Origin of the sequence: Brucella sp. NBRC 14130 (genome assembly GCF_040371715.1) — a bacterium.
Taxonomy (GTDB): Bacteria; Pseudomonadota; Alphaproteobacteria; order Rhizobiales; family Rhizobiaceae; genus Brucella; species Brucella intermedia.
The window spans coordinates 417,372-443,425 of the sequence record NZ_BAABTE010000005.1; the positions used below are offsets into that span (position 1 = coordinate 417,372).

Genomic DNA, 26,054 nt, shown 5'->3' on the forward strand with positions numbered 1-26,054 from the left:
CCGTCTCCTGTCAGGCGAGTAATTCGCCTATGGTTTTCTGGAAAGCACGCTCGGCTTCATCGCGCAAGCGGTGACGCCCGCCTTCCACCTGTTTAACGCCGCGCACCCATACATCGTTGATATGGGCGCGGCTGCCGAAAATCCAGCCGTCCAGCACCGCGTCGCCTTTTGCATGCGGCAGACGCCCCACATCAAGCGCAACGAGATCGGCTGAAGCGCCAATTTTCAGGCCATCGCCGGCGCGTCCCATGGCGATATTGCCGCCCGCAACCGCGCCATCGAACAGCGCGCGTCCGGTCGATCCTTGGTTTTCGGCCAGCACATTGCGGGCGCGATGGAACAGACGCTGCGAATATTCGAGCTGTCGCAACTCGTCGCCAATGCCGATCAGCACGTTCGAATCCGAGCCAATGCCGAACGTGCCACCGGCAGCGGCAAACACCGTCGCGTTGAAAGTCCCGTCGCCCAGATTGGCTTCCGTCACCGGGCAGAGGCCGGCAATCGCACCCACCTCGGCCATATGCTTCGTTTCATCGTCGGTCATGTGGGTGGCATGAATGAGGCACCAGCGCGACGACAGGTCCTGATTATCGAGTAGCCATTCGACCGGGCGCTTGCCCGACCAGGCGATGCAGTCCTCGACTTCCTTCACCTGCTCGGCCACGTGGATATGCACCGGCGCATCGGGCAGAAGCTGCGTAACGACATTGAGTTCATCCGGCGTGACGGCGCGCAAACTGTGCGGCGCAACACCCAGAACAGCGCCATCGAAACCGACCAGCGCCTGTTTGCAGCCTTCCAGCAGTCGCGCAAAGCGCTCCGGATCGTTGATGAACCGGCGCTGGCCTTCATTGGGAGCCGCGCCGCCAAAGCTCGAATGCGCATAAAAGACCGGCAGGAGCGTCAGGCCCATGCCCGACCTTTTGGCAGCGGAGACAATGCGATCCGCCATTTCGGAAAGATTGGGGTAAGGCGCGCCATCACGATCATGGTGCAGGTAGTGGAATTCGCCGACGCGCGTAAATCCAGCCTCCAGCATATCGACATAGAGGCGCAGCGCCACGGCTTCCGCCTGTTCCGGCGACATGGTGAGCGCGAATTTATACATGATCTCGCGCCAGCTCCAGAACGAATCGGCGGACGGGCCGCGCCGTTCCGCAAGCCCTGCCATGCCATATTGGAAAGCGTGGCTGTGCAGGTTCGGCATGCCCGCGACGACGACCGCATGAGGCTCATCACCCGGCTTCACGGACGAACCCGCATCAAGCGACACGATCTTTCCATCAGCAATGCCGATCCGCACGTCGTCGGCCCAGCCGCTCTTGAGGAGTGCCTGGCCGGCATGGACAAAACGTGTTTTGAGCGTGGCATCTGACATGGATAGGCTCTCCTCGACTTCGTTCTCATGCATTTCGACGCAAAGCAGTTTCCGCTTTTGGATCGAAAATGCCCCGGCGCATTTTTTTCTTTGCTGTTCCGGTAATATGTATATACATTATCTCAAAACAGGGGAAGCGAGAAAACGCTCATGCTCAAGAATTCAAGCACCGTTTTCACCAACGCTCGCATTGCGACGCTGGCGGAAAATGCCGCAAATCTCGGTTTGATCGAACGGGCGGCGCTTGCCGTCAGGGATGGCAGGATCGTCTATGTCGGCCCCGAAAGCGCGCTGCCGGGTGAATATGATTCGTTCGACAGGATAGATTGTGGCAACCGGCTCATCACGCCGGGATTGATCGACTGCCACACGCATCTTGTCCATGCAGGCAATCGCGCGCACGAGTTCGAACTGCGTCTCAACGGTGCATCCTATGAGGAAGTCGCGCGCGCTGGCGGCGGCATTGTTTCCTCGGTCAAGAACCTGCGTGCCGCCAGCGAAGACGATCTGGTGCGCGAAACCCTGCCCCGCCTCGATGCGCTGATTGCCGAAGGCGTCACCACCATCGAAGTCAAATCGGGTTACGGTCTCGACCGTGACAGTGAGATCAAGTCCCTGAAAGCGGCTCGCCGTCTTGGCGAAGAGCGCGACGTGGCGATCCGCACGACCTTCCTCGGCGCGCACGCCCTGCCGCCGGAAATGAACGGCGACAAGGCCGCCTATATCGATCGCGTCATCAATGACATGCTGCCCGCCATTGCCGCCGAAGGACTGGCCGATGCCGTCGATGGCTTCTGCGAGGGGATCGCCTTCCTGCCTGACGAAATCGCCCGCGTTTTCGATGCGGCCAGGGCCCATGGTCTTGCCGTCAAGCTTCATGCAGACCAGCTTTCCAACCTGCATGGCGCGGCACTTGCTGCGTCCTATGACGCGCTTTCAGCCGACCATCTGGAATATACGGATGCAGAAGGCGCTGCCGCGATGGCCAAGGCCGGAACCGTGGCCGTGCTGCTGCCCGGTGCCTATTACTTCATCCGGGAAACGCAAAAGCCGCCGGTCGATGCCTTCCGCGCCGCAGGCACCAGGATGGCGCTTGCCACCGACAACAATCCGGGCACGTCGCCGCTGACCTCGCTGCTCCTGACCATGAACATGGGCGCAACGCTCTTCCGCATGACGGTGGACGAATGCATCGCAGGCGTTACCCGCGAGGCCGCACGCGCGCTCGGCATACTCGACCGTACCGGAACGCTGGAGACCGGCAAGGACGCCGATCTCGCCATATGGGACGTCGACCGTCCAGCTGAACTTGTCTACCGCATCGGCTTCAATCCGCTCTGGAAGCGGGTGTTCAAAGGCCAGCTTTAACTCATTTGCAATGGAGCCTTCCATGACCATCATCCTCAAGCCCGGCAGCGTATCGCTGGAAACGCTTGAAACAATCTATCGCGATGGCCTCCCCGTCCGCATCGATCCGGCCTTTCATGCCGGTGTTGAAAAAGCGGCAGCGCGCATTGCGGAAATCGCGGCAGGCGACGAGCCGGTTTACGGCATCAATACGGGCTTCGGAAAACTCGCCTCGATCCGCATCGCGGCAGGCGATGTCGCCACCTTGCAGCGCAATCTGATCCTCTCGCATTGCTGCGGCGTCGGCGAGCCGCTTTCGGAAAACATCGTGCGTCTCATCATGGCGCTGAAGCTGATTTCGCTCGGTCGCGGCGCATCCGGCGTACGGCTTGAAGTTATCACCCTCATCGAAGACATGCTGGAAAAAGGCGTGATCCCGATGATCCCCGAAAAAGGCTCCGTCGGCGCTTCCGGTGATCTGGCGCCGCTTGCCCACATGACTGCGGCCATGATCGGCGAAGGCGAAGCCTTTTATAAGGGCGAGCGCCTCTCCGGCGCAAAGGCGCTGGAAAAGGCCGGTCTGAAACCGGTGGTGCTTGCCGCCAAGGAAGGGCTGGCGCTGATCAACGGCACCCAGACTTCGACTGCGCTCGCACTCGCAGGTCTGTTCCGCGCCCATCGTGCGGCGCAGACGGCGCTCATCACCGGCGCCCTTTCGACTGATGCCGCCATGGGATCGGACGCGCCTTTCCACGAGGAAATCCACACGCTGCGCGGCCATAAAGGCCAGATCGATGCCGGCCGGGCGCTGCGTGCCCTGCTCGAAGGTTCCGTCATCCGCCAGAGCCACCTTGAGGGCGACCAGCGCGTGCAGGACCCCTATTGCATTCGCTGCCAGCCACAGGTCGACGGCGCATGCCTCGACATTCTGCGGCAGGCCGCACGCACGCTTGAAATCGAAGCCAATGCCGTCACCGACAATCCGCTGGTTCTCTCGGACGGCCGCGCGGTATCGGGCGGGAATTTCCACGCCGAACCCGTTGCCTTCGCCGCCGACCAGATCGCGCTCGCAATCTGCGAAATCGGCGCGATTTCGCAGCGCCGCATTGCTCTGCTGGTCGACCCGGCCTTGTCCTTCGGCCTTCCGGCTTTCCTCGCCCGCAAGCCGGGGCTCAACTCCGGCCTGATGATCGCCGAAGTCACTTCCGCCGCATTGATGAGCGAGAACAAGCAGATGGCGCACCCGGCCTCAGTCGATTCCACCCCCACCTCCGCCAATCAGGAAGACCATGTGTCCATGGCCTGCCATGGCGCGCGCCGTCTTCTCCAGATGACCGCCAACCTCAATGCAATCATCGGCATCGAGGCGCTGACCGGCGCGCTCGGCGTCGAACTGCGCGAACCGCTGACCACCAGCCCCGAGCTTGCCAGGGTGATCGCCGCGTTGCGTGACCGCGTGCCGACGCTGGAAGACGACCGCTACATGGCCGACGACCTCAGGAATGCTGCCGATCTGGTGGCCGACGGCGTGCTTGCCGGGGCGGTTTCGGGCGGCATCCTGCCATCGCTGGAGGCCTGATCTTGAGCGCCTTTGAAGTCCGGCAAGGCACGTCGCCCGTCATTCTGGGCCTTCCTCACACGGGCACGGATGTTCCCGGCGACATCTGGGCGCGCCTCAATGAAAATGGCAGGATTCTCGCCGATACCGACTGGCACATCCACCGGCTTTATGACGGTGTCCTCGAAGGCGCGACCATGGTTCGCGCCACCTTCCACCGCTATTGCATCGACGCCAATCGCGACCCGGAAGGCGTCAGCCTCTATCCCGGCCAGAACACCACGACGCTGATCCCGGAAACCGACTTTGACGGGCTTTCGATCTGGAAGGACGGCGAGGCGCCGACCGAAACCGATATTGCGGATCGCATCGGCCGTTTCCACAAGCCCTATCACGACGCGCTTGCCGCCGAGATCAGCCGTGTGAAGGCTATCCACGGCGTCGCTATCCTATATGACTGCCATTCGATCCGGTCCCACATCCCGTTCCTGTTCGAAGGCAAGCTGCCGGATTTCAACATCGGGACGGATATGGGCAAGACCTGCGCGCCTGCCATCGAAGCCGCCGCTGTCGAGATAACGGGACAGGCCGAGGGCTACACGTCGATCCTCAATGGCCGCTTCAAGGGCGGATGGACGACCCGTCATTACGGCAAGCCCGAAACCGGCGTGCACGCCATCCAGATGGAGCTTGCCCAGTCCACGCATCTGGCTACCGAAGCGGTTCCCTTCGCCTATGACGAGGCCAAGGCGGACAAGCTTCGCGTACATCTCAAATCTCTTTTGCAGCAGCTGGAACAGCTGGCTCCCGAATTAATTTCCTGAGGAGAACATCATGTCCAATCCACGCCATAACGAGCGCGAAGTGCGTGCTCCACGCGGCAGCGAACTCAATGCAAAAAGCTGGCTGACCGAAGCGCCGCTTCGCATGTTGATGAACAACCTCGACCCTGACGTGGCCGAGCGCCCGCATGAGCTGGTCGTCTATGGCGGCATCGGTCGCGCCGCCCGCACATGGGATGATTTCGACAGGATCGTGGCGACCCTAAAGACGCTCAACGAAGACGAAACCCTGCTGGTGCAGTCGGGCAAGCCCGTCGGCGTGTTCCGCACCCACAAGGATGCGCCACGCGTCCTGATCGCCAATTCCAATCTCGTGCCGCATTGGGCAACCTGGGACCATTTCAACGAACTGGATAAGAAGGGTCTTGCCATGTATGGCCAGATGACCGCCGGTTCGTGGATCTATATCGGTGCGCAGGGCATCGTTCAGGGCACCTACGAGACCTTCGTGGAAGCCGGTCGCCAGCATTATGACGGCAACCTCAAGGGCAAATGGATTTTGACCGGCGGTTTGGGCGGCATGGGCGGTGCCCAGCCTCTTGCAGCGGTCATGGCCGGTGCCTGCTGCCTTGCGGTGGAATGCGACGAAACCCGCGCCGATTTCCGTCTGCGCACCCGTTATGTCGATGAAAAGACCCACAGCCTCGATGAGGCCCTGGCGAAGATTGAAGCATGGACCAAGGCTGGCGAGGCAAAGTCCATTGCGCTTATCGGCAATGCGGCCGAAATCTTCCCGGAACTCGTTAAGCGCGGCGTGAAGCCGGATATCGTCACCGACCAGACTTCCGCTCATGATCCGGTGCACGGCTATCTGCCGATCGGCTGGTCCGTCGCCGAATGGCGCGCCAAACAGGAAAGCGATCCGAAGGCCGTTGCCAAGGCTGCCCGCGCCTCGATGAAGGTGCAGGTTCAGGCCATGCTCGACTTCTGGAACGCAGGCATTCCAACAGTCGATTACGGCAACAATATCCGCCAGATGGCGCTGGAAGAAGGACTGGAGAACGCTTTCGATTTCCCGGGCTTCGTGCCGGCCTATATCCGCCCGCTCTTCTGCCGCGGCATCGGGCCTTTCCGCTGGGCTGCCCTTTCCGGTGACCCTGAGGATATTGCCAAGACCGACGCCAAGGTAAAGGAGCTGTTGCCCGACAACAAGCACCTGCACAACTGGCTCGACATGGCGAAGGAGCGCATCGCCTTCCAGGGCCTGCCCGCACGCATCTGCTGGGTCGGCCTCGGCGACCGTCACCGCCTTGGCCTCGCCTTCAACGAAATGGTCAGGAACGGCGAGCTGAAAGCGCCGGTCGTGATCGGTCGCGATCATCTCGATTCCGGCTCGGTTGCTTCACCGAACCGCGAGACCGAAGCGATGAAGGACGGCTCGGACGCCGTCTCCGACTGGCCGCTTCTGAACGCGCTTCTCAACACAGCCTCGGGCGCGACATGGGTGTCGCTCCATCACGGCGGCGGCGTCGGCATGGGCTTCAGCCAGCATTCGGGCATGGTCATCTGCTGCGACGGCACCGAAGATGCCGATGAGCGCATCGGTCGCGTGTTGTGGAACGACCCTGCAACCGGCGTCATGCGCCATGCCGATGCGGGCTATGACATAGCGCTCGACTGGGCGAAGCAGCAGGGCCTGCGCCTGCCTGGCATACTCGGAAACTGAGGTCGAATGGCGCTCACGATCCTCAAGGCCGAAAACCATCGCCGCATGCCGTGGAAAAACGGCGGCGGCGTCACGGTCGAAATCGCCATTCATCCGCAAGGCGCGTCAGTCGATGATTTCGACTGGCGCGTTTCCATGGCCACGGTGGCCAGCGATGGCCCGTTTTCCGTCTTTCCCGGCATCGATCGCACATTATCGGTGCTGGAGGGAGACGGCATCCTGCTCGATGTCGAGGGGGAGGAAACGAAGCTCACCCGCCAAAGCGCCCCGCTGGCTTTTGCCGCCGATGCGCGTTCCAGTGCGCGGCTGATCGGATCGGCCATTACCGATCTCAACGTCATGACACGGCGCGGTCGCCTCGCCCATAAGGTCAGGCGCCTGCCTGTCGATGGCACCACATTGACCGTGGCCGATGGCAACCCGGGGCTTCTTTTCTGTGCCGAAGGCCAGCTCGATTTGAATTCAGGTTCCGGGGCAGTTCGCCTGGAGAAACTGGACTGCGCGGTTTTCGCAGGCGGCAACGCCGAGCCCCTGACGATCAAGGGCAAGGGAACGGCATTTCTGATCTCGATTGTTGCAATCTGACCAGAGCCGTTCGCAGCAGGCAGACAGGCCGCACGAAAAATATTCCCTTAAAACATTCAGTGGCATATGAAAGGGCCGCGACTTGTGTCGCGGCCCTTTCACTTCAGGATTCATCCCACATGGCCGTTTCAGCAGAAGACCTCGAAAACCGTATTGTCTACGTCAACGGTGAATATGTCCCCGCCCGCGATGCACGCATTTCCATCTTTGACCGCGGCTTTCTGTTCGGTGACGGCATCTATGAAGTGACCGCCGTGCTGGAAGGCAAGCTTATCGACAGCGAACCGCATATGCGGCGCCTGCGCCGCTCGACCGGCGAGATCGGCATTCCGATGCCTATGGATGAAAACGAGATCGTCGCCGTCGAGCGCGAGCTGATCCGCCGCAACAATCTGACCGAAGGCCTGGTCTATCTGCAGGTGACACGGGGCGACGGGCGCGACCGCGATTTCGTGCCTGCAAAGGGCATGAAGCCATCGGTTGTCCTGTTCACCCAGGAAGCGAACCTGCTCGACAAGCCAGCGCTGAAAACCGGCGCGCGCGTGCTTTCGCTGGAAGATCTGCGCTGGAAGCGCCGCGATATCAAGACGGTCTGCCTGCTGCCGCAGGCGCTCGCCAAGGAAATCGCCAAGAATGCCGGCTGCGATGAAGCGTGGATGATTGAGGACGGCTATGTGACCGAAGGTGCGTCGTCCACCGCCTATATCGTCACACAGGATGACGTCATCGTCACGCGCCCCAACAGCAATTCCATCCTGCCCGGCTGCACGCGCCTGTCGCTGCTGCAACTGATCGCCGAGACCGGCATGAAGCTGGAGGAGCGCCTTTTCACCATCGATGAGGCCTATGCGGCCAAGGAAGCTTTCCTCACCAGCGCAGGCACATTCGTCACGCCGATCACCGTCATCGATGAAAAGTCCATCGGCGATGGCAAACCCGGCCCTGTCGCCCGTCGCCTGCGCGAAATCTATCTCGATCACGCCCGCCGCACGGCGATCTGAGGCACGACGCACCCATTTTTCTTCGCTCCTCATCCTGAGCTTGTCGAAGGATCGAAGGGCGAGGGAAAACGCACAACGCCTGCCCTCGTCTTCGAGGCTTCGCTTCGCTCCGCACCTCAGGATGAGGGATAAGCGTCGCGACAGACAAGCTGAAATGATTTCCCCCAACACAGAACCGCGCCGGAATTGCTTCCGGCGCGGTCTGGAGCTTCGCCCGCCCCCTGAGGCGAAGCACCAGGCGTATTTTGGTTATGGTGAGCCGAAAATGGTGGAGTTTGAGAACCGGCGCGCAACGTACTTAAAGGTACGTGAGCACCGGAAGCGCAAAACAACGCCATTTGCAGGCCGCCAGAGCCGAAATATCAGCGCTTCTGGTTATAGACGTCGATACAAACAGCCCCCAGCAGCACGATCCCCTTGATGACCTGCTGATAGTCGATGCCGATGCCGAGGATCGACATGCCGTTGTTCATGACGCCCATGATGAGCGCGCCGATCACCGCACCCGTCACACGGCCCACACCGCCATAGGCCGATGCGCCGCCGATGAAGCAGGCCGCGATCACGTCCAGCTCGAAGCCGATGCCGGCCTTGGGCGTCGCCGTGTTGAGGCGCGCCGCGAAGACAAGACCGGCAAGTGCTGCCAGCACGCCCATATTGACGAAAGCGAGGAAGGTCAGCCGCTCGGTCTTCACGCCGGAAAGCTTTGCCGCATGGCGGTTTCCGCCCACTGCATAGATCTGCCGTCCGAGCACGGTCCGGTTGGTGAGAAACGCATAGGCCGCAATCAGAACCGCCATGATGATGAGCACGTTGGGCAAGCCGCGATGCATGGAAATCAAGAGCGACAGATAGGCAATCGCTGCAAAGAACAGGATGTTCTTGATGACGAACAGGCCGAACGGCTCCGTTTCCACTTCATGGGCAATATGGCGCTGGCGTGATTTCACGTTCTGCCAGATCATGAAACCGGCAAGCAGCACGCCGATGATGAGCGATGTCAGATAGACACCGCCGGTCGTACCGATGATTTCCGGTATGAAGCCGGACGACAGTTTCTGGAACACGACCGGAAACGGACCCACCGACTGCCCGCCCAGCACGGCGAGCATCAGGCCCTTGAAGACCAGCATGCCCGCCAGTGTGACGATGAAGGACGGAATGTTGAAATAGGCGACCCAGAACCCCTGTATCGCGCCGATGAGACCGCCCACCAGCAGGCAGAGAATTGCCGCGATGGGAAAAGGCACGCCGAGTCTGACCATCATCACGGCGGCAAGCGCGCCGATAAAACCGCAGACCGAGCCGACCGAAAGATCGATATGGCCGGTGACGATGATGAGAAGCATCCCCAATGCCATGATGACGATATAGCTGTTCTGCAGCACCAGATTGGTAAGGTTCAGCGGCTTCATCAGCACGCCGCCCGTCACGATCTGGAAAAATATCATGATCGCGACCAGCGAGAGCAGCATGCCGGATTCGCGCAGATTGTTCTTGAGATAACGCCCCACGCTGCTTGCAGGAACTTTCGATCCACTGCTTCCGATGATATTCTCGCTCATTGCCGTTTTCCCTTGTTCCGCATGATGGCGCGCATGATGTTTTCCTGCGTTGCTTCCTCGCCGGCGACTTCGCCGACGAAGGCACCTTCATGCATGACGACGATGCGGTCGCAGATGCCGATCAGTTCCGGCATTTCCGAAGAAATGACGACCACGCCCTTGCCGCTGTCTGCCAGTGAATTGATGATTGTGTAGATGTCGTATTTCGCGCCGACATCGATGCCGCGCGTCGGCTCGTCGAGGATGAGCACGTCGGGGCCGGTGAAGAGCCACTTCGACAGCACGACCTTCTGCTGGTTGCCGCCCGAAAGCGTGCCTGTCTCCTGATAGACGTTGTGGCAGCGAATGCTCATCTGCTCGCGATAGGAATTCGCGATCTTCATTTCGCGAATATCGTCGATCACGCCTTTCGGACTGACGCCGCGCAAATGCGCGAGCGAGATGTTGCGCGAAATGTTCTCGCCCAGAACGAGGCCGAGCTTCTTGCGGTCCTCGGTCACATAGGCAAGCCCTGCCTTGATCGCCCGCGCCACGGTGGAAATATCCGCCTGCCTGCCGTTGATGCGTGCGTCGCCGCTGATATTCGTTCCCCATGAACGCCCGAAAAGGCTCATGGCGAATTCCGTGCGGCCCGCGCCCATCAATCCGGCAATGCCGACGATTTCGCCCGCCCGCACCTTGAACGATACGTTCTTGACCGAATGCCGCTCAGGGTGCAGCGGATGATAGACCGACCAGTTATCGACTTCGAAGATGACATCGCCGATCTTGGGATCACGCTTCGGGTAGCGGCTTTCCAGGTCGCGATCCACCATCTTGCGGATGATGTCGTCCTCCTCCACTTCGCCTGCATGACAATCCAGCGTGGCCACCGCCTTGCCGTCGCGCAGCACGGTGATCTTGTCGGCGACCTCGCGGATTTCATTGAGCTTGTGCGAAATGAGGATCGACGTGATGCCCTGCGCGCGAAACTCCCGCAGAAGCGCCAGCAACGCCGCGCTGTCGGTCTCGTTGAGGCTCGCGGTCGGTTCGTCGAGGATCAGGAGCCGCACGCGCTTCGACAATGCCTTGGCGATTTCGACAAGCTGCTGCTTGCCCACGCCGATATCGGTGACGAGCGTATCTGGCTGTTCCGACAGGCCTACCTTTTGCAAAAGCTCGCGGGTGCGCTTGTGCACCGTGCTGCGGTCGATGACGCCATAGCTCGCGGGCGGGTTGACGAGGAAAATGTTCTCGGCAATCGTCATCAGCGGTATGAGCGCCAGCTCCTGATGAATGATGACGATGCCAAGCGCTTCGGAATCGTTGATGTCGCGAAACTGCCGTTCCTCGCCGTCGAAGAAGATCGACCCCTCATAGCTGCCGTGCGGATAGACCCCCGACAGCACCTTCATCAAGGTCGACTTGCCCGCCCCGTTCTCACCCACAAAGGCGTGGATCTCGCCCGGCATCACGGTAAAATTGACATCGCTCAGCGCTTTGACAACCCCGAAAGACTTGCTGATGCCGCGCATTTCCAGAAGCGGCTTGCCGGCGATATCCGGCTCGCCGTCAGGCTGCTCGCGCAGGACAGGATTGGCTACATTCATCGCTCGCTCCCATTACAAGTTCTGCAACCATTGCCCGCACTGGAAAGACAACGCTGTCAATCGCCAAGCCTACCCCAGCCGAAAGGCTGGGGAGTTTGGGGCAATGGCTTGCAGAATAGTTCCGGGCACATCCTCCGATACGCCCGGAACAATAAATTACTGAATCTGGTCTTCCTTGTAGTAACCGCTATCGACCAGAACCTGCTTCCAGTTCGACTTGTCGACGATCACCGGCTTGAGCAGGTAGGACGGCACGACCTTGACGCCATTGTCATAGGTCTTGGTGTCGTTGACTTCCGGCTCCTTGCCGCTCATCAGCGCATCGACCATGTCGACCGTGATTTTGGCGAGTTCACGGGTATCCTTGAAGATGGTCGAGTTCTGCTCACCGGCGAGGATCGACTTCACCGAAGGCACTTCCGCGTCCTGACCGGAGACGACCGGCATCGGCATGTCGCCACTGCCATAGCCTACACCCTTGAGCGACGACAGGATACCGATGGAAATGCCGTCATAAGGCGACAGGACCGCGTCGAGCTTCTTATCGGCATAATAGGCGGAAAGGATCGAATCCATGCGCGCCTGAGCGGTTGCACCGTCCCAGCGCAGGGTCGCCACCTTGTCCATGCCGGTCTGGCCGCTGCCGATAACGACCTTGCCGCTATCGATATAAGGCTGAAGCACCGACATCGCGCCGTTGTAGAAGAAGTAGGCGTTGTTATCGTCCGGCGAGCCGCCGAAAAGCTCGATATTGAACGGGCCCGGCTTGTTCTTCAGGTCCAGAGCCTTCTCGATGGACTGCGCCTGCAGCACGCCGACCTGGAAATTGTCGAAGGTGGCATAGTAATCGACATTCGGCGTATCGCGGATCAGGCGATCATAGGCGATGACCTTGATGCCTGCGTCATGTGCCTTGGCCAGCACGTCGGAAAGCGTCGTGCCGTCGATCGATGCAACGACAAGAACCTTGGCGCCCTTGGTCACCATGTTTTCGATCTGCGCAAGCTGGTTGGGCACATCGTCTTCGGCGTATTGAAGATCGGTCTGGTAGCCGCGTTCCTTCAGCACCTTGACCATGTTGTCGCCATCGGCGATCCAGCGCGCCGAAGACTTCGTCGGCATGGCGACGGCGACAAGACCCTTGTCTTCCGCATGCGCCAGACCGCTAAAGGCAAGCGCGGCCATCGCGACTGCCAGTGTTAGAGATTTCATGCCTGCCATTGTCTCACTCCCAAATTGGGACAGGTTTTTCTGCCTGTCGTTCTCCCAAAATTTCCGCCCCCACCTTCCGGCCACGCGGAATTCTTCCCGTCGCGAAGCTCCTCAGCCCGCGATCTTGTCCCATGCCGCAACCGCACGCTCAGCGCGTTCACGAACCTCGGCTGCCGTAAAGCCGGCCTTGTAAAGACTGGAACCCAAACCGAAGCAGCTTACTCCCGCTGTCCGATAGGTCGCAAAATCAGCCTCGGAAACGCCACCCACGGCGCCGACAGGAACATCCTTCGGCAAGACGGCGCATACCGCCTTGATGCCGTCAGCACCCAGCACGCTTGCCGGAAAGAATTTCAGCGCCGACGCGCCTGCGCGGATCGCCGTGAAAGCCTCCGTCGGCGTGAACACGCCCGGCATCGTCACCATGCCATGCTGTCCGGCACGGCGGATGACCTCCGGCTCGACATTCGGGCTCACCAGCAGCCTGCCGCCGACATCATTGAGGCGGTCCACATCTTCAACGGTCAACACTGTTCCCGCGCCAATCAGCACATTGGCAGGCGCGAGCTTCGCGGCCTTTTCGATTGACACAAAAGGCTCCGGCGAATTGAGCGGGATTTCGATAGCCTCGAAACCCGTCTCGATCAGCGCGCCGACAATCGCCTCGGTTTCTTGCCAGCGGATGCCGCGCAGGATAGCGACCAGCGGATAGCGCAATTTCGGCCATGCGATGCGCCCGCTCATTGCGCAATTCCTCCGAAGGCGTGCCTTGCCGCCATGAAAAGACCATCCCGTACCAGCTCGTCCGCCGCCACACGCCGGACCTTCAGCCCCGCGATTTCAAGCGCGCTGGCATAAAGCGCCCCCATCGTGTCGTCCGAAAGGAGCAGCACTTCTTCAGCGCCGCCGTGGAGCGTGCGCCCGCCAGCGACTTCCAGCCCGATCAGCAGGCCCGACAAACGGGCCAATTGGTCCGTCGGCTTGCGATCATGCACGAGCCAGCCTGCACGAACGGAAAAAAGCGCGTTGGAAATCAGGGCCGGACTTTCCAGCGAGGCTTTCACACCCGCAGCGAAAGCCTGGCCATTCGGATCGACCGCACCCGCACCTTCCAGCGCACCGGCCAGCACAGATTTGTCTTTCAGGAGAGCGAACATTTCGCCGGTCATGAAGGTGCGGTAATCGGCGAGACCGCCATCGGCAATCCGCACCCATTTGGCATGGGTGCCGGGCATGACCACCACCGCATCCCGCGTTCCGCGATGCACGAGGCCCAGAAGCTTGGTTTCCTCGCCACGCATCACGTCCGGGGCCAATTCGTCCCGGCGCGCGACACCCGGCAGCATGATGACGTGGCGACGCGCAGGCACGCGCACCGCCGCCTTCACGATGCCCTCCAGCCCGGCGGGCAGGCTCATATAGGGCGCTTCGATCCAGCCGGTCCGCGAACCGGCCATGCCGCATATCACCACCGGCAGATCGTCCGGTGCGCCGACAGAAGCAAGGTGCCGTTCGAGCGTTGGCTCGAAACCGGCTTCCTTTGCCTGCAGCAGACCGTCATCGCCGCGGCTTTCGCCCAGCACATTGCCATCGGCATCCAGCGTCCAGAGGCGGAACCGGGTGGTGCCCCAGTCCGCTGCTGCTGCAAATGGCTTTTTATCGAGAGCCATCGGGACCGGCCTTAGTGATTGTCTCGCGGCAGGCCGCGCGTATGCGCGATATCCTGATACTTGACCGCATTTTCCAGAACCGCGCCGGTTTCCATCTGGCCGACAACGGCGCGCTGGATTTCCTGCCACGGCGTCTGGCTTTCCGGATATTTATAGCCGCCCGCAGCTTCCAGCGCCTTGCGGCGCTCGGCCAGTTCCTCATCCGAGATGAGAATATCCGCCGTGCCGCGACCGAGATCGATGCGCACGCGGTCGCCGGTCTTCAAAATGGCCAGTCCGCCGCCTGCCGCAGCTTCCGGCGAAGCGTTGAGGATCGAAGGCGAACCCGATGTGCCCGACTGGCGACCGTCGCCGATGCAAGGCAGCGAAGTAATGCCCTTCTTCAAGAGATAATCCGGCGCGCGCATGTTGACGACTTCCGCCGCGCCCGGATAGCCGATCGGACCGGCACCGCGCATGAACAGTACCGTATGCTCGTCGATTTCCAGCGACGGATCGTCGATACGGTGATGATAATCCTCCGGTCCATCGAACACGACCGCCTTGCCTTCAAAGGCATTCGGATCCTTGTCGTCGGACAGGTAGCGATTGCGGAACTCGTCCGAAATCACGCTCAGCTTCATAATCGCCGACGAGAACAGATTGCCGCGCAGCACGCGGAAACCGGCATGTTTCTTCAACGGCTGGTCGTAGGTCTTGATGACATTACCGTCTTCAATGGTCGCGTTCCTGCAGTTCTCGCCAATGGTCTTGCCGTTGACGGTCAGCGCGTCCTCATTGATGAGGCCCTGCCCCATCAGCTGATTGACGACAGCCGGGACGCCGCCGGCATGATAATAGTCCTCGCCGAGATATTCACCGGCGGGCTGGAGATTGACCAGAAGCGGAATTTCCTCACCATATTTCTGCCAGTCATCCACCGTCAGGTCCACGCCGACATGGCGGGCCAGCGCGTTCAGGTGGATCGGCGCATTGGTCGAGCCGCCGATAGCGGAATTGACGCGGATCGCATTGACGAAGGCATCCTTGGTCAGAATATCCGACGGCTTCAGGTCTTCATGAACCATTTCCACGATGCGGCGTCCGGTGAGATAGGCCACTTCCTGACGGTCGCGATACGGCGCCGGAATGGCGGCGGAACCGGGAAGCTGCATGCCGAGCGCTTCGGCAAGCGAGTTCATCGTCGTCGCCGTGCCCATCGTGTTGCAATAGCCGGTCGATGGAGCAGACGAAGCAACGAGCTTCACGAAGCCCTGATAGTCGATCTCGCCCTTGGCGAGCAGTTCGCGCGCCTTCCAGACGATGGTGCCCGAACCGGTGCGTTCGCCACGGAACCAGCCATTGAGCATCGGTCCGACCGAAAGGGCGATGGCTGGGATGTTGACCGTTGCCGCCGCCATCAGGCATGCGGGCGTGGTCTTGTCGCAGCCGATCGTCAGCACGACGCCATCGAGCGGGTAGCCATAGAGCACTTCCACGAGGCCGAGATAGGCAAGGTTGCGGTCGAGGCCCGCCGTCGGGCGCTTGCCGGTTTCCTGGATCGGATGGACCGGAAACTCGATGACGATGCCGCCAGCCTCGCGCACGCCTTCGCGCACGCGCTTGGCCAGTTCCAGATGATGACGGTTGCAAGGCGAGAGGTCGGAACCCGTCTGCGCAATGCCGATGATCGGGCGACCGGACTGCAGCTCTTCCTGGCTCAGGCCGTAATTCATGTAGCGCTCCAGATAGAGCGCGGTCATGTCGACATTATCGGGATTGTCGAACCAGGCGCGGGAGCGGAACTTTGGCGGTTTCGGAGAGACGGGCTTGTTCATTTCATTGTCCTGCGTGGGTAAGAGACCGGAAAGCGGTCTCGATTCCTTCGACGCCGATCCTTGAAATCAGATCGACATTCTGAATGTTTGGTTCATCGTGCATCTTGTCCGAAAACCGTTTCACACTTTTCGGGATGCGCTTTAATCTTCAAATGCTTCGACGACATGCCGCTTTCCGAGCAGAAACGCATCGGCCACATGGGTCAGCGGAGCGAGATCGACATCCGAACGCCCCGCACGGATCAATTGCACGAAACGCTTGTAAAGTCGTTGATATTCGCGGTCCGGCTCGGCCATCTTCTCGGTTCCGGCAATGGCCAGACGGCTGCCGCCATGGCTGAGAAGAACCGTAGCCTTGTCGGTCTCGACGCGAATGTCCCAGGTCTGGGGGCCGGTCTGGCGCCAGTCCAGCTCGAACGAAACCGGAATGCCGCTTTCCGTCTCAAATTTGAGATCGGCGGCAATCGGCGCTGCGCGGTTTTCAGGAAAATACAGATCGGACTGCGTCAGGAAAAAGCGCTCCGGCAGGATATGCGTCACGATGGAAAGCGCATTGATGCCCGGATCGAACACGCCGAGCCCGCCCGGCTCCCATATCCATTGCTGGCCGGGATGCCAGTGGCGCACATCTTCCTTCCATATGACCGAGACCGAACGGATTTCCGCATCTTTCAGGAATTCCCGCGCCGGTTCGACCGCCGCCGCTTCCCGCGAATGCCATGTGGCATAAAGCGTCACGCCTGCCGCTTGCGCGAGCCGTTCCAGCGCCTGCACTTCCGAAATGGTCGCGCCCGGAGGTTTTTCCAGCATCACATGCTTGCGCGCCTTCAGGGCGGCGTAAGCCTGTTGAAAACGCCCTTGCGGCGGCGTGCAGAGCGACACCGCGTCAATGGCGACATCGCTGCCAAGCAGCGCATCGATATCGTGAAAGGACGGCAGGCCATCCAGCCCGGCATTGCGGCTGGCGATGGCTTTCAGCTCGATGCCATCGACGGCCTCGATGGACGGCAGATGCTGGTCGCGCGCGATCTTGCCGAGACCGACGATTGCGACAGCGATGTTCGATTCAGCCGCCATTTCAGAGCGCCTTCACAACAACGTCTTCGGCGACCGCCTGCGCCAGCCTGTTGACCAGCGCATAGCGGAATGGCTTGGCGGAAATCTCGAACCGGTCGCCAGTTTCCGTCTTAACACCTTCCGAGAAGGACAGGGTCGCCGTGCCGAAGAAGTGAACATGAATGTCGCCCGGACGGCGGAACAGCTCATATTTGAAATGGTGATGTTCCAGATTGGCGATGGTGTGCGACATGTTCGCTTCGCCCGACAGGAACGGCTTTTCAAAAATGATCTTATCGCCGCGACGAATGCGCGAAACGCCTTCCACATGATCCGGCAGCGCGCCCACATAAAGCTCTGGCCCAAGCGCCGCCTGCCGCAGCTTGGAATGGGCAAGCCAGAGATAGTTCTGCTTTTCGGTCACATGGTCGGAAAACTCGTTGGCAAGGCAGAAGCCGAGCCGGAACGGTGTACCATCCGGGCCGATCAGATAGATGCCTGCAAGCTCCGGCTCTTCGCCGCCATCTTCGGCAAAGGAAGGCGAAACCAGTTCGCCGCCGGTAGCGACCAGCGCGGAGCCGTCGCCCTTGTAGAACCATTCCGGCTGAACGCCGGTCTCCCCTGGCTTCGGCTTGCCGCCTTCGACGCCCATCAGGAACATGCGCATGGAATCGGTCGGCTTCTCGGCAGCCTGCGCGGCCTTGTGCATCTTGTCGCGGCCATCGGCGGAACCCAGATGCGTCAAGCCCGTACCGGCCACGATCAGATGCGCCGGATCGGCATGCGTGATCGGCAGGCCGACGCGGCCCGCTGCCAGGGCGGCATCGATATCGACAGCTTCGCCCTTGCCGCTCTTCGCCACCTGTTCTTCAAGGCTGATGCCTGCGGCAATTGCCGCCGAGGCCAGTTCATAGGTCGTTGCCACGCCCCTGACGACATGCGCCGCTCCCTCGTCATTGCAGGCAGCCACACGCATTTCTCCGCTTTCGTCGCGGAACTGGACCAGACGTAACATTAAACCTCCCGTTTTCCGCATTACCCTTTGCGGAATTCACCCTGACCGCTTGAAAAACACCAGAAGGCGTCAATCCACGGTTCGCGTTATTAATATGACTATTTTGCTGCAGCCTGCTTTGTCAAGCAAGCAGACGCCCCCACATGCATCGTTCAGAAAAGCTGCTCCCCGCGCAATGATACAAGCCTTTGTTTCATATTCATAAATTTAGATATTGCCCGTTTGTCGCACCAGCATTTTATTGGGAATTATCGAAAGGCGCTTGCCATAAAGTAATATTATATGCTTCATAAACACGAAGGCCGGGAGGGCCTTATTATTGGGAGGAACTATCATGAAACGCAGTCTGGCGGCTCTGACGGCCGCACTATCGCTTGCCCTGATTTCGAGCGCATCCGCCGCATCGCTGACGGTCGGCTTTTCGCAGATCGGTTCGGAATCGGGCTGGCGCGCCGCAGAAACGGCCCTGACCAAGCAGGAAGCCGAAAAGCGCGGCTATACGCTGAAATTCGCCGACGCCCAGCAGAAGCAGGAAAACCAGATCAAGGCCGTCCGCGGCTTCATTGCTCAAGGAGTCGATGCGATCCTTATCGCGCCGGTCGTTTCCACCGGCTGGGATGCGGTCTTGAAGGAAGCCAAGGAAGCGGAAATTCCGGTCGTCCTGCTTGATCGCCAGATCGATTCCCCGGAAGATCTTTACCTCACCGCCGTCACTTCCGACCAGGTGCATGAAGGCAAGGTGGCCGGCGACTGGCTGGTGAAGGATGTGGGCGACAAGCCATGCAACGTGGTTGAGCTTCAGGGCACCACCGGCTCCTCGCCTGCCATCAACCGCAAGAAGGGCTTTGAGGACGCGATCAAGGGACACGACAACATCAAGATCACCCGTTCGCAGACCGGTGACTTCACCCGCACCAAGGGCAAGGAAGTCATGGAAAGCTTCATCAAGGCCGAAGGCGGCGGCAAGAATATCTGTGCGGTCTACGCCCATAATGACGACATGGCCGTCGGCGCCATCCAGGCCATCAAGGAAGCTGGCCTGAAGCCGGGTACGGAAATCAAGATCGTGTCGATCGACTCCGTGCCGGATATCTTTCAGGCCATGGCGGCTGGAGAAGCCAACGCAACCGTCGAGCTGACGCCGAACATGGCAGGCCCGGCCTTCGACGCGATTGAAGCCTTCAAGGACAAGGGCACCGTTCCGCCGAAATGGATCCAGACGGAATCGAAGCTTTACACACAGGCTGACGATCCGAAGGCCGTCTACGAAGCCAAGAAGGGCCTCGGCTACTGATCCGCTTCATCCGGGCCGCTGTCGGCCCGGATACCCCTTTGCGAAGCGCAAACGGAAGAATGCCATGGCTGCAAAAGACGCTGCATCGGCGGTGGGAACACCGCTTCTTGAAGCCCGTTCGATCACCAAATCCTTTCTGGGCGTAACCGCGCTCGACCATGTCGATTTCACGCTTCACCGCGGTGAAATCCACGCCTTGCTCGGCGAAAACGGCGCGGGCAAATCCACGCTCATCAAGATCCTGACCGGGGCCTATCACGGCTTCGATGGATCGATCCTGCTTGAAGGCCAGCCGATTGCGCCCGCATCCGTGGCGGAAGCCCAGACGCTCGGCATTGGCACCGTCTATCAGGAGGTCAACCTGCTCGAAAACCTGACGGTTGCGGAAAACCTGTTCCTTGGACGCCAGCCCAGGCGCTTCGGGCTGGTCGATCGCGGGCGGATGGAAAGGGATGCGGCGCAGCTCCTTTCCCGCTACGGCCTCACTATTGATGTCGGTGCGCCTCTGTCTGCCTATTCCGTCGCCATCCGCCAGATCATCGCCATTGCCCGCGCCGTCGATCTTTCCGGCAAGGTGCTGGTGCTCGATGAGCCGACCGCCAGTCTCGACGCGCGTGAAGTCGAAATGCTTTTCGGCGTTCTGCGCCAGTTGAAGGCCGACGGCCTTGGCATCGTCGTCATCACCCATTTTCTGGATCAGGTCTACGCGATTGCTGATTGCGCGACGGTGCTGCGCAACGGTCGTCTGGTCGGCAGTCGAAACCTGTCGGACCTGCCGCGCACCGACCTTATTTCCATGATGCTGGGCCATCAATTGCAGGAAACCGTGCGCCGCCAGCTCACCGAGGATGTCAGCGCGGAAACGGTCGCGCCGATCCGTTTTTCGGACTTCGGCAAAAAGAGCAGCGTTGCCCCGTTCGATCTCTCGATCAGGCCCGGAGAAGCCGTCGGCATTGCCGGGCTGCTCGGTTCCGGCCGCACCGAAACCGCGCTTTTGATGTTCGGCGTCGATCAGACCGATAGCGGAAGCCTGACCGTCGATGGAAAGGAGACCCGGCTGCCCTCGCCCGTTGCGGCGATTGCCGAGCGCTTTGCCTTTTGTCCGGAAGAGCGCAAGACCGATGGCATCATCGGCGATTTTTCGGTGGCCGAAAACATCGCGCTCGCCGTTCAGGCGAAGCGTGGCTGGTCGAGACCGATCTCTGCACGCGAGAAGACGGCGCTTGCCCAGCGCTATATCAAGGCGCTTGATATCCGGCCTCCCGATCCCGACAAGCCGATCAAGTTCCTGTCCGGCGGCAACCAGCAGAAAGCCATTCTGGCGCGCTGGCTCGCTACCGATCCGCGTCTCCTGATCCTGGATGAGCCGACGCGCGGCATCGATATCGGCGCCCATGCCGAAATCCTCAAGCTCATCGGCGAGCTTTGCGCGGAAGGCATGTCGCTCGTCATCATCTCGTCGGAATTCGAGGAGCTTGCCGCCGTGGCCAACCGTGTCGTCGTCCTCTCGGATCGCCGCCATGTCGCGGAACTGAAAGGCGAGGAAATCACCGCCGACAATATCGTGCGCGCAATCGCAGAGACCGGAAGCGAAAAGGAAGCGGCAGCATGATTGCCCGCATGACCAGAAAACTGAAAAGACTTGCCCCCCAGCTCGCTGCCCTCGTGCTCATTCTGGCGGCGAACACCATCATCGCGCCTGGATTTCTCGACATCTCCTTCCAGAACGGACGCCTCTATGGCAGCCTGATCGATATTCTGGTGCGTGCGGCGCCCGTGGCCATCCTGTCCGTCGGCATGACGCTTGTGATCGCAACCCGCGGCATCGACCTTTCGGTCGGCGCGGTGATGGCGATCAGCGGCGCCTTTGCCGCTTCGCTCATCGTGGCGGGCTATCCGCTTGCTATCGTCATTCCGGCCGCACTTGGCGTCGGCCTGCTCTGCGGCTTGTGGAACGGCTTCCTGGTCGCCGTCTTCGATCTCCAGCCCATCATTGCAACGCTCATCCTGATGGTGGCGGGGCGCGGCATCGCGCAGCTTATCACCGAAGGCGCGATCCTGACCTTCAACAATGATTCCTTTGCCGCACTTGGTTCCGGCTCCTTCCTCGGCGTGCCCGTTCCGGTCCTGATCTGGATCCTGGCCGGTCTCGCGGTGGGCCTTGCCGTGCGCACGAGCGCGCTCGGCTTCCTGATCGAAGCAACCGGCATCAACCGTCGCGCGGCGATGCTGGCAGGGGTCAAGGCGCACTTTCTCCTGTTCAGCGTCTATGCGGTTTCCGGCGTTGGCGCAGCCCTTGCCGGGCTGATCGCGGCGGCGGATATTCGCGGCGCTGACGCCAACAATGCAGGGCTGTGGCTGGAGCTCGACGCCATTCTGGCGGTCGTCATCGGCGGCACGTCGCTCAATGGCGGACGTTTCTCGATCATGGCCTCGCTGCTCGGCGCTCTCATCATCCAGTCGATCAATACCGGCATCCTGATGGCGGGCTTTCCACCGGAATTCAACCTCATCATCAAGGCGATCATCATCGTGATCGTACTCACCTTCCAGTCACCGGCCATCGTCCAGCTGATCGCCTTCCTGCGCTCCGAGCGCAAGGGAGACGGAGCCAAGCCGGTCCGCCACAGCCAGCAGGGAGCACAGCAATGAGAGCGCTACGCAATCTGCCTTTCCTGACAACCGTCGCAATCTTCCTGCTTGCCTATGCGATCTGTATCATCCAGTTTCCGAACATGCTGTCGACGCGGGTGATCGGCAATCTTCTGACCGACAATGCCTTTCTGGGCATTGCCGCCGTCGGCATGACATTCGTGATCCTTTCGGGCGGCATCGACCTTTCGGTCGGCTCGGTCATCGCTTTCACCAGCGTCTTCGTCGCCGTTCTGGTGGGGCAGCTCGGCGTGCACCCGCTCGTGGCATTCGCGCTCATTCTGGTGATCGCGGCTTTGTTCGGGGCGTGGATGGGCGTGATGATCCATTTCCTTGGCATCCCGCCTTTCGTCGCCACGCTTGCCGGCATGTTTCTGGCACGCGGCGCGGCCTTCCTCATCTCCACTCAATCCGTGCCCATAGCGCATCCGTTTCTCGATACCTTGCAGGGGCTTTATCTCCGGCTTCCGGGCGGCGGAAGGCTGACATTCATCGCCATGCTCATGCTCGCGGTCTTCATCGTCGGCGGCATCATCGCCCATCGCACGCGCTTCGGCGCCAATATCTATGCGCTTGGCGGCAACCAGCAATCGGCGGAACTGATGGGCGTTCCGATTGCCCGCACCACAATCGGCATCTATACGATGTCGGGCGTGCTTTCCGGCCTCGCCGGGATCGTCTATACGCTTTACACCTCATCCGGCTATTCGCTGGCGACGGTCGGCGTGGAACTCGACGCCATCGCTTCGGTGGTGATCGGCGGGACGCTCCTGACGGGCGGCGCGGGCCTTGTGGCAGGCACATTCGTCGGCATTCTCATACAGGGGCTGATCCAGACCTACATTGTTTTCGACGGAACGCTGTCTTCATGGTGGACGAAAATTGCTATCGGTATATTGCTGTTTCTGTTTATCGCCCTGCAACGGGGACTCTTGTGGTTTTCCGATATAAAACACGCGCGGCAACGCATGAAGGAGGCCTGAATTGGGATTGCTGGAAACGGCCATAACCGGACGCAAGCGCCATAACAGCCACGCGGTGGTTGTGGGGGAACTGGGCCGTGGGATCGTCGCGGGCAACATTCCCGAAGGCTCGATCCTTCCCGGCGACCATGAACTGTCGCTGCGCTTCGGCGTATCCCGCACCGTCCTGCGCGAGGCGATGAAGACGCTTGCCGCCAAGCGCCTGATCGAACCCAAGGCCAAGGTCGGCACGCGCGTTCTGGGTCATGCCAGCTGGAATTTCTTCGATCCCGACGTATTGACCTGGCGCTTCGAGGCGGGCTTCGATGAAGTCTTCGTGGATCATCTGGCGGAAATGCGCATGGCGCTGGAACCGGCGGCAGCGGCAGCGGCAGCAGAGCGCGCCTCCAGCGACGAGATCGTCGAACTTTATGCCCTCGCCGCCAAATTCGACAATCCCGACCACACGCCTGAATCCATCGCCAAGGTCGATCTGGAATTCCACCTCGCCATCGCCCGCATGTCGGGCAACCCGTTCATGCGCTCGGTCAGCGGCCTGATCGAGGCGGCGCTTGCAATCTCGTTCCAGCTTTCATCGCCTGCGGCATCGCGGGAAGGCATTGCCGAATGCGCGGCCAATCACCTGCGCATTGCCCATGCCATCGCATCGCGCGACCCGCAGAAAGCGCGTCAGGCCATGGAAAGCGTCATCAAGCTTGGCGTCGATCGCATCCGGGACGTTATTTGAGAGTGGGAACGGGTTTTGCGTTCGATAATGCGGTAAAGGAGAAAGAGAGAGGTTCTTACGGCTCCATCATATAGAACCACTCTCAAGGTTACGATACCTTCAGATCAAACTGCGGCTCGCCGCGCAGCGTATTGCTGACCGTGCAGATTTCCTCGGCCATTTCGGCAAGCCGGTGCTTTTCATCCTCGGTCAGATCGCCACCGAAATGAAAGGTGATATCGAACCGCTCGATGCGCGACGGCCCTTCATGCGCCTTGTCGCCCTTCACCTCCACCCGCACATCGGTCAGTTTGTCCTTCAGCTCGAGCTGGCCGGCAGCGATGCGCGCGCTGAGCGCCATGCAGGCCGCGACCGACGAATAGATGAGGTCGAGCGGGTTGAAGCCTGCCTGACTGACACTGGTGACGATTTCCACAACGCCGCCGGTCGGCGTGGTAATGACCGGAAGCTTTCCATGCGGCATTTCAGCGACGGCGCCCGTCTCGCGGGTCCTGACTTTCAGTTCGCTCATTCCGGAATTCTCCTGTAGTCCACATGCCGCGCCAGCCAGCAGCCGACGGTCATGCCTGTTATCCCGCCTTTGGCATCGCGATGGAAGACAAGTTTCCATTCGCCCGGCGACGGCGCATCCATCGAGCGCTGTACCGGCAGCAGCCAGACATCCGGGCCTGCCTCATAGAGCGGATACATGTCGCTCTTGCCGAGAAAACCCTCGAAGGCCCCGTAGAAAGCGCCGCCCTCATTGACAATCAGAAGATCGGCTTCAAGCTCGTCGCTGCGATAGCGCCCCGCGATATCCTGCTTCGCCGCCCCTTTCAGGCGCTGCATCGTCAGGCTCAGATTTTCATCCTCACGCGTCAGATGGATCGTATCGCCCTTGCGGCGGATCGTCGTCATCGAGGAGCGCGCTTCGTTCTCGCCCACCACATCCATCACTTCCGGCCCGGTGCCGAAACGCGCCTTCATGCGCCCGCGCCCGGCATCTTCGAGGCTCAGCATAAGGCCGGTTTCATGGTCCAGCCACGAGCCGAACCAAGCGGCATCGGCTTCGACCCGGACCTGTTCCGTCGTGGAAACGCCAAGCGCGATATTCATCAGCTTGAAGGCGACATCGGACGCGCCGCCTTCAAAATTGAAAAGGGCAATCGTCGAGAGACGCTCATCAGCGCAATGCCAGCGCTGGCAGCGCCAGCCGCGCAGCGCCCCGCCATGGCCGGTGAGCCGCCTGCCGCCTGCTTCCTCGAACTTGAGGCCGAGGCCGTAGGGAGCCGCATTGCCATCGCTGAAAGTCTGCGGACCACTCAGGCGACGATAGATTCCGTCTTCGTCGTCGCGTGTCGCGTCAATAAACTGTTCCCAGGCGATCATGTCGTCGAGCGACGCGCAGATGCCCGCATCGCCCATCCAGTGGATGCGATTGACGGCAGGCAGGAACCCGCGCACCGTATCGCCCTCATAGCCGGTGCATTCGTCGAACAGCGCGGTATCGGGGATGAGTTCTGCGGTCTTCATGCCCGCAGGCTTGAAAATACGCTCCGCCAGAAGCTCGACCAGGGTTCGGCCCGTATGGCTTTCGATAAGATCAGCCAGAATGCGGAAATTGCCGTTGCAATAGGAATAATGCGTGCCCGGCGCGAAATGCGTGGTCTTCAGGCGGCGCAGCAGGCTTTGCGCCTGTTCCGGCAGAAAGACGCCTTCCGGATCGGCCCCGCACAGAACAGTCAGCGCCCAGTAATCGCGCAGGCCCGACTGGTTGTTGCACAGGTCGCGCACGCTCGGGCGCTCTTCCGTGAACCTGTCGAGATAGGCGGCAAGCGCATCGTCAAGAACTTCCGGCTCGCCAACGCTGTCCAGCAACACGGCGCAGGTGAACTGCTTGCTGATCGAGCAGATCGGCATGCGCGTTTGCGGCGTCATCGCCTTGCGCGCCGAAAGATCGGCAAAGCCCCAGGCGTGGCGCAGGACGACCTTGCCATCCTTCACCACGGCGACCGCGCCGCCCGGCCCCTTATAGTGCTGCGGAACGGTGCGAACGAAAGCTTCTAGCGCGGGAAGATCGAATTTTGACATGATGCTCAGGCGACTCAGATGAAATCA

General features: G+C 60.6%; 22 protein-coding genes. 11 read left to right on the top strand and 11 right to left on the bottom strand.

The window, feature by feature from the left end; genetic code table 11:
* Positions 1-10: 10 nt before the first annotated feature.
* Positions 11-1,378, bottom strand: a complete 1,368-nt coding sequence (locus tag ABWW28_RS13080; protein ID WP_353391127.1) for a formimidoylglutamate deiminase — start codon at positions 1,376-1,378, stop codon at positions 11-13.
* A 150-nt stretch (positions 1,379-1,528) separates the two neighbouring features.
* Between ABWW28_RS13080 and hutI the strand changes: the two genes are divergently transcribed.
* The 6 genes from hutI (at position 1,529) to ABWW28_RS13110 (ending at position 8,377) form a co-directional block, all read left to right on the top strand.
* Positions 1,529-2,746: an imidazolonepropionase gene (gene hutI, locus ABWW28_RS13085; protein ID WP_151659056.1), complete on the top strand. Its 1,218-nt coding sequence runs from the start codon at positions 1,529-1,531 to the stop codon at positions 2,744-2,746.
* A gap of 22 nt (positions 2,747-2,768) precedes the next feature.
* Positions 2,769-4,304 (top strand): histidine ammonia-lyase, encoded by a 1,536-nt coding sequence (gene hutH, locus ABWW28_RS13090; RefSeq protein ID WP_025090576.1) that lies wholly within the window; start codon positions 2,769-2,771, stop codon positions 4,302-4,304.
* Positions 4,305-4,306: 2 nt separating this feature from the next.
* Complete coding sequence (gene hutG, locus ABWW28_RS13095; RefSeq protein ID WP_021587050.1) at positions 4,307-5,107, top strand: N-formylglutamate deformylase; 801 nt, start codon at positions 4,307-4,309, stop codon at positions 5,105-5,107.
* Between the two features lie 10 nt (positions 5,108-5,117).
* Positions 5,118-6,791, top strand: a complete 1,674-nt coding sequence (hutU, locus tag ABWW28_RS13100; RefSeq protein WP_021587051.1) for a urocanate hydratase — start codon at positions 5,118-5,120, stop codon at positions 6,789-6,791.
* Positions 6,792-6,797: 6 nt separating this feature from the next.
* Positions 6,798-7,376, top strand: a complete 579-nt coding sequence (locus tag ABWW28_RS13105) for a HutD/Ves family protein (protein WP_021587052.1) — start codon at positions 6,798-6,800, stop codon at positions 7,374-7,376.
* 119 nt (positions 7,377-7,495) lie between these two features.
* Positions 7,496-8,377 carry a D-amino-acid transaminase gene (locus ABWW28_RS13110; protein ID WP_021587053.1) on the top strand — a complete coding sequence of 294 codons (882 nt, stop codon included), beginning with the start codon at positions 7,496-7,498 and terminating at the stop codon, positions 8,375-8,377.
* A gap of 362 nt (positions 8,378-8,739) precedes the next feature.
* Here ABWW28_RS13110 and mmsB read toward each other — a convergent pair whose 3' ends face one another.
* The 8 genes from mmsB to araD1 all read right to left on the bottom strand — a co-directional run bounded on the left by mmsB (position 8,740) and on the right by araD1 (position 18,301).
* Positions 8,740-9,942 (bottom strand): multiple monosaccharide ABC transporter permease, encoded by a 1,203-nt coding sequence (mmsB, locus tag ABWW28_RS13115; RefSeq protein ID WP_006467502.1) that lies wholly within the window; start codon positions 9,940-9,942, stop codon positions 8,740-8,742.
* A complete protein-coding gene (gene mmsA / locus ABWW28_RS13120; RefSeq protein ID WP_006467503.1) occupies positions 9,939-11,531 on the bottom strand; it encodes a multiple monosaccharide ABC transporter ATP-binding protein in 1,593 nt (530 codons plus the stop codon). Before mmsA ends, mmsB begins: the two co-directional genes overlap by 4 nt.
* A 156-nt stretch (positions 11,532-11,687) precedes the next feature.
* On the bottom strand, positions 11,688-12,752 hold the full coding sequence (gene chvE, locus ABWW28_RS13125; RefSeq protein WP_031346831.1) for a multiple monosaccharide ABC transporter substrate-binding protein: 1,065 nt from the start codon (positions 12,750-12,752) through the stop codon (positions 11,688-11,690).
* A gap of 102 nt (positions 12,753-12,854) precedes the next feature.
* Positions 12,855-13,487 carry a 2-dehydro-3-deoxy-6-phosphogalactonate aldolase gene (locus ABWW28_RS13130; protein ID WP_021587055.1) on the bottom strand — a complete coding sequence of 211 codons (633 nt, stop codon included), beginning with the start codon at positions 13,485-13,487 and terminating at the stop codon, positions 12,855-12,857.
* Positions 13,484-14,413: a 2-dehydro-3-deoxygalactonokinase gene (locus ABWW28_RS13135; RefSeq protein ID WP_021587056.1), complete on the bottom strand. Its 930-nt coding sequence runs from the start codon at positions 14,411-14,413 to the stop codon at positions 13,484-13,486. Before ABWW28_RS13135 ends, ABWW28_RS13130 begins: the two co-directional genes overlap by 4 nt.
* Positions 14,414-14,424: 11 nt before the next feature.
* The gene (locus ABWW28_RS13140; RefSeq protein ID WP_021587057.1) at positions 14,425-16,230 is read right to left on the bottom strand and encodes an IlvD/Edd family dehydratase; all 1,806 of its coding nucleotides are present in this window, start codon (positions 16,228-16,230) and stop codon (positions 14,425-14,427) included.
* 141 nt (positions 16,231-16,371) lie between these two features.
* Positions 16,372-17,307 carry a Gfo/Idh/MocA family protein gene (locus tag ABWW28_RS13145; RefSeq protein ID WP_021587058.1) on the bottom strand — a complete coding sequence of 312 codons (936 nt, stop codon included), beginning with the start codon at positions 17,305-17,307 and terminating at the stop codon, positions 16,372-16,374.
* A 1-nt stretch (position 17,308) separates the two neighbouring features.
* On the bottom strand, positions 17,309-18,301 hold the full coding sequence (gene araD1, locus ABWW28_RS13150) for an AraD1 family protein (protein WP_021587059.1): 993 nt from the start codon (positions 18,299-18,301) through the stop codon (positions 17,309-17,311).
* A gap of 334 nt (positions 18,302-18,635) precedes the next feature.
* On the opposite strand from araD1, the gene ytfQ reads away from it, so the two are divergent.
* The 5 genes from ytfQ to ABWW28_RS13175 all read left to right on the top strand — a co-directional run bounded on the left by ytfQ (position 18,636) and on the right by ABWW28_RS13175 (position 23,957).
* Entirely contained in the window at positions 18,636-19,595 is a 960-nt protein-coding gene (gene ytfQ / locus ABWW28_RS13155) for a galactofuranose ABC transporter, galactofuranose-binding protein YtfQ (protein ID WP_006472965.1), read from the top strand.
* Between the two features lie 64 nt (positions 19,596-19,659).
* The gene (locus ABWW28_RS13160) at positions 19,660-21,207 is read left to right on the top strand and encodes a sugar ABC transporter ATP-binding protein (protein WP_353391132.1); all 1,548 of its coding nucleotides are present in this window, start codon (positions 19,660-19,662) and stop codon (positions 21,205-21,207) included.
* A complete protein-coding gene (locus ABWW28_RS13165; RefSeq protein WP_021587061.1) occupies positions 21,204-22,247 on the top strand; it encodes an ABC transporter permease in 1,044 nt (347 codons plus the stop codon). Before ABWW28_RS13160 ends, ABWW28_RS13165 begins: the two co-directional genes overlap by 4 nt.
* Positions 22,244-23,230: a galactofuranose ABC transporter, permease protein YjfF gene (gene yjfF, locus ABWW28_RS13170; RefSeq protein WP_021587062.1), complete on the top strand. Its 987-nt coding sequence runs from the start codon at positions 22,244-22,246 to the stop codon at positions 23,228-23,230. Before ABWW28_RS13165 ends, yjfF begins: the two co-directional genes overlap by 4 nt.
* 1 nt (position 23,231) lies before the next feature.
* Complete coding sequence (locus tag ABWW28_RS13175; RefSeq protein WP_006467514.1) at positions 23,232-23,957, top strand: FadR/GntR family transcriptional regulator; 726 nt, start codon at positions 23,232-23,234, stop codon at positions 23,955-23,957.
* A gap of 88 nt (positions 23,958-24,045) precedes the next feature.
* Here the strand turns inward: ABWW28_RS13175 and ABWW28_RS13180 are convergent, their stop codons facing one another.
* Both ABWW28_RS13180 and ABWW28_RS13185 read right to left on the bottom strand, forming a co-directional pair.
* Complete coding sequence (locus ABWW28_RS13180) at positions 24,046-24,468, bottom strand: OsmC family protein (RefSeq protein WP_021587064.1); 423 nt, start codon at positions 24,466-24,468, stop codon at positions 24,046-24,048.
* Positions 24,465-26,027, bottom strand: coding sequence for a D-aminopeptidase (locus ABWW28_RS13185; protein WP_112670399.1), 1,563 nt, complete (start codon positions 26,025-26,027; stop codon positions 24,465-24,467). The genes ABWW28_RS13180 and ABWW28_RS13185 overlap by 4 nt, the downstream gene beginning before the upstream one ends.
* Positions 26,028-26,054: the final 27 nt, after the last annotated feature.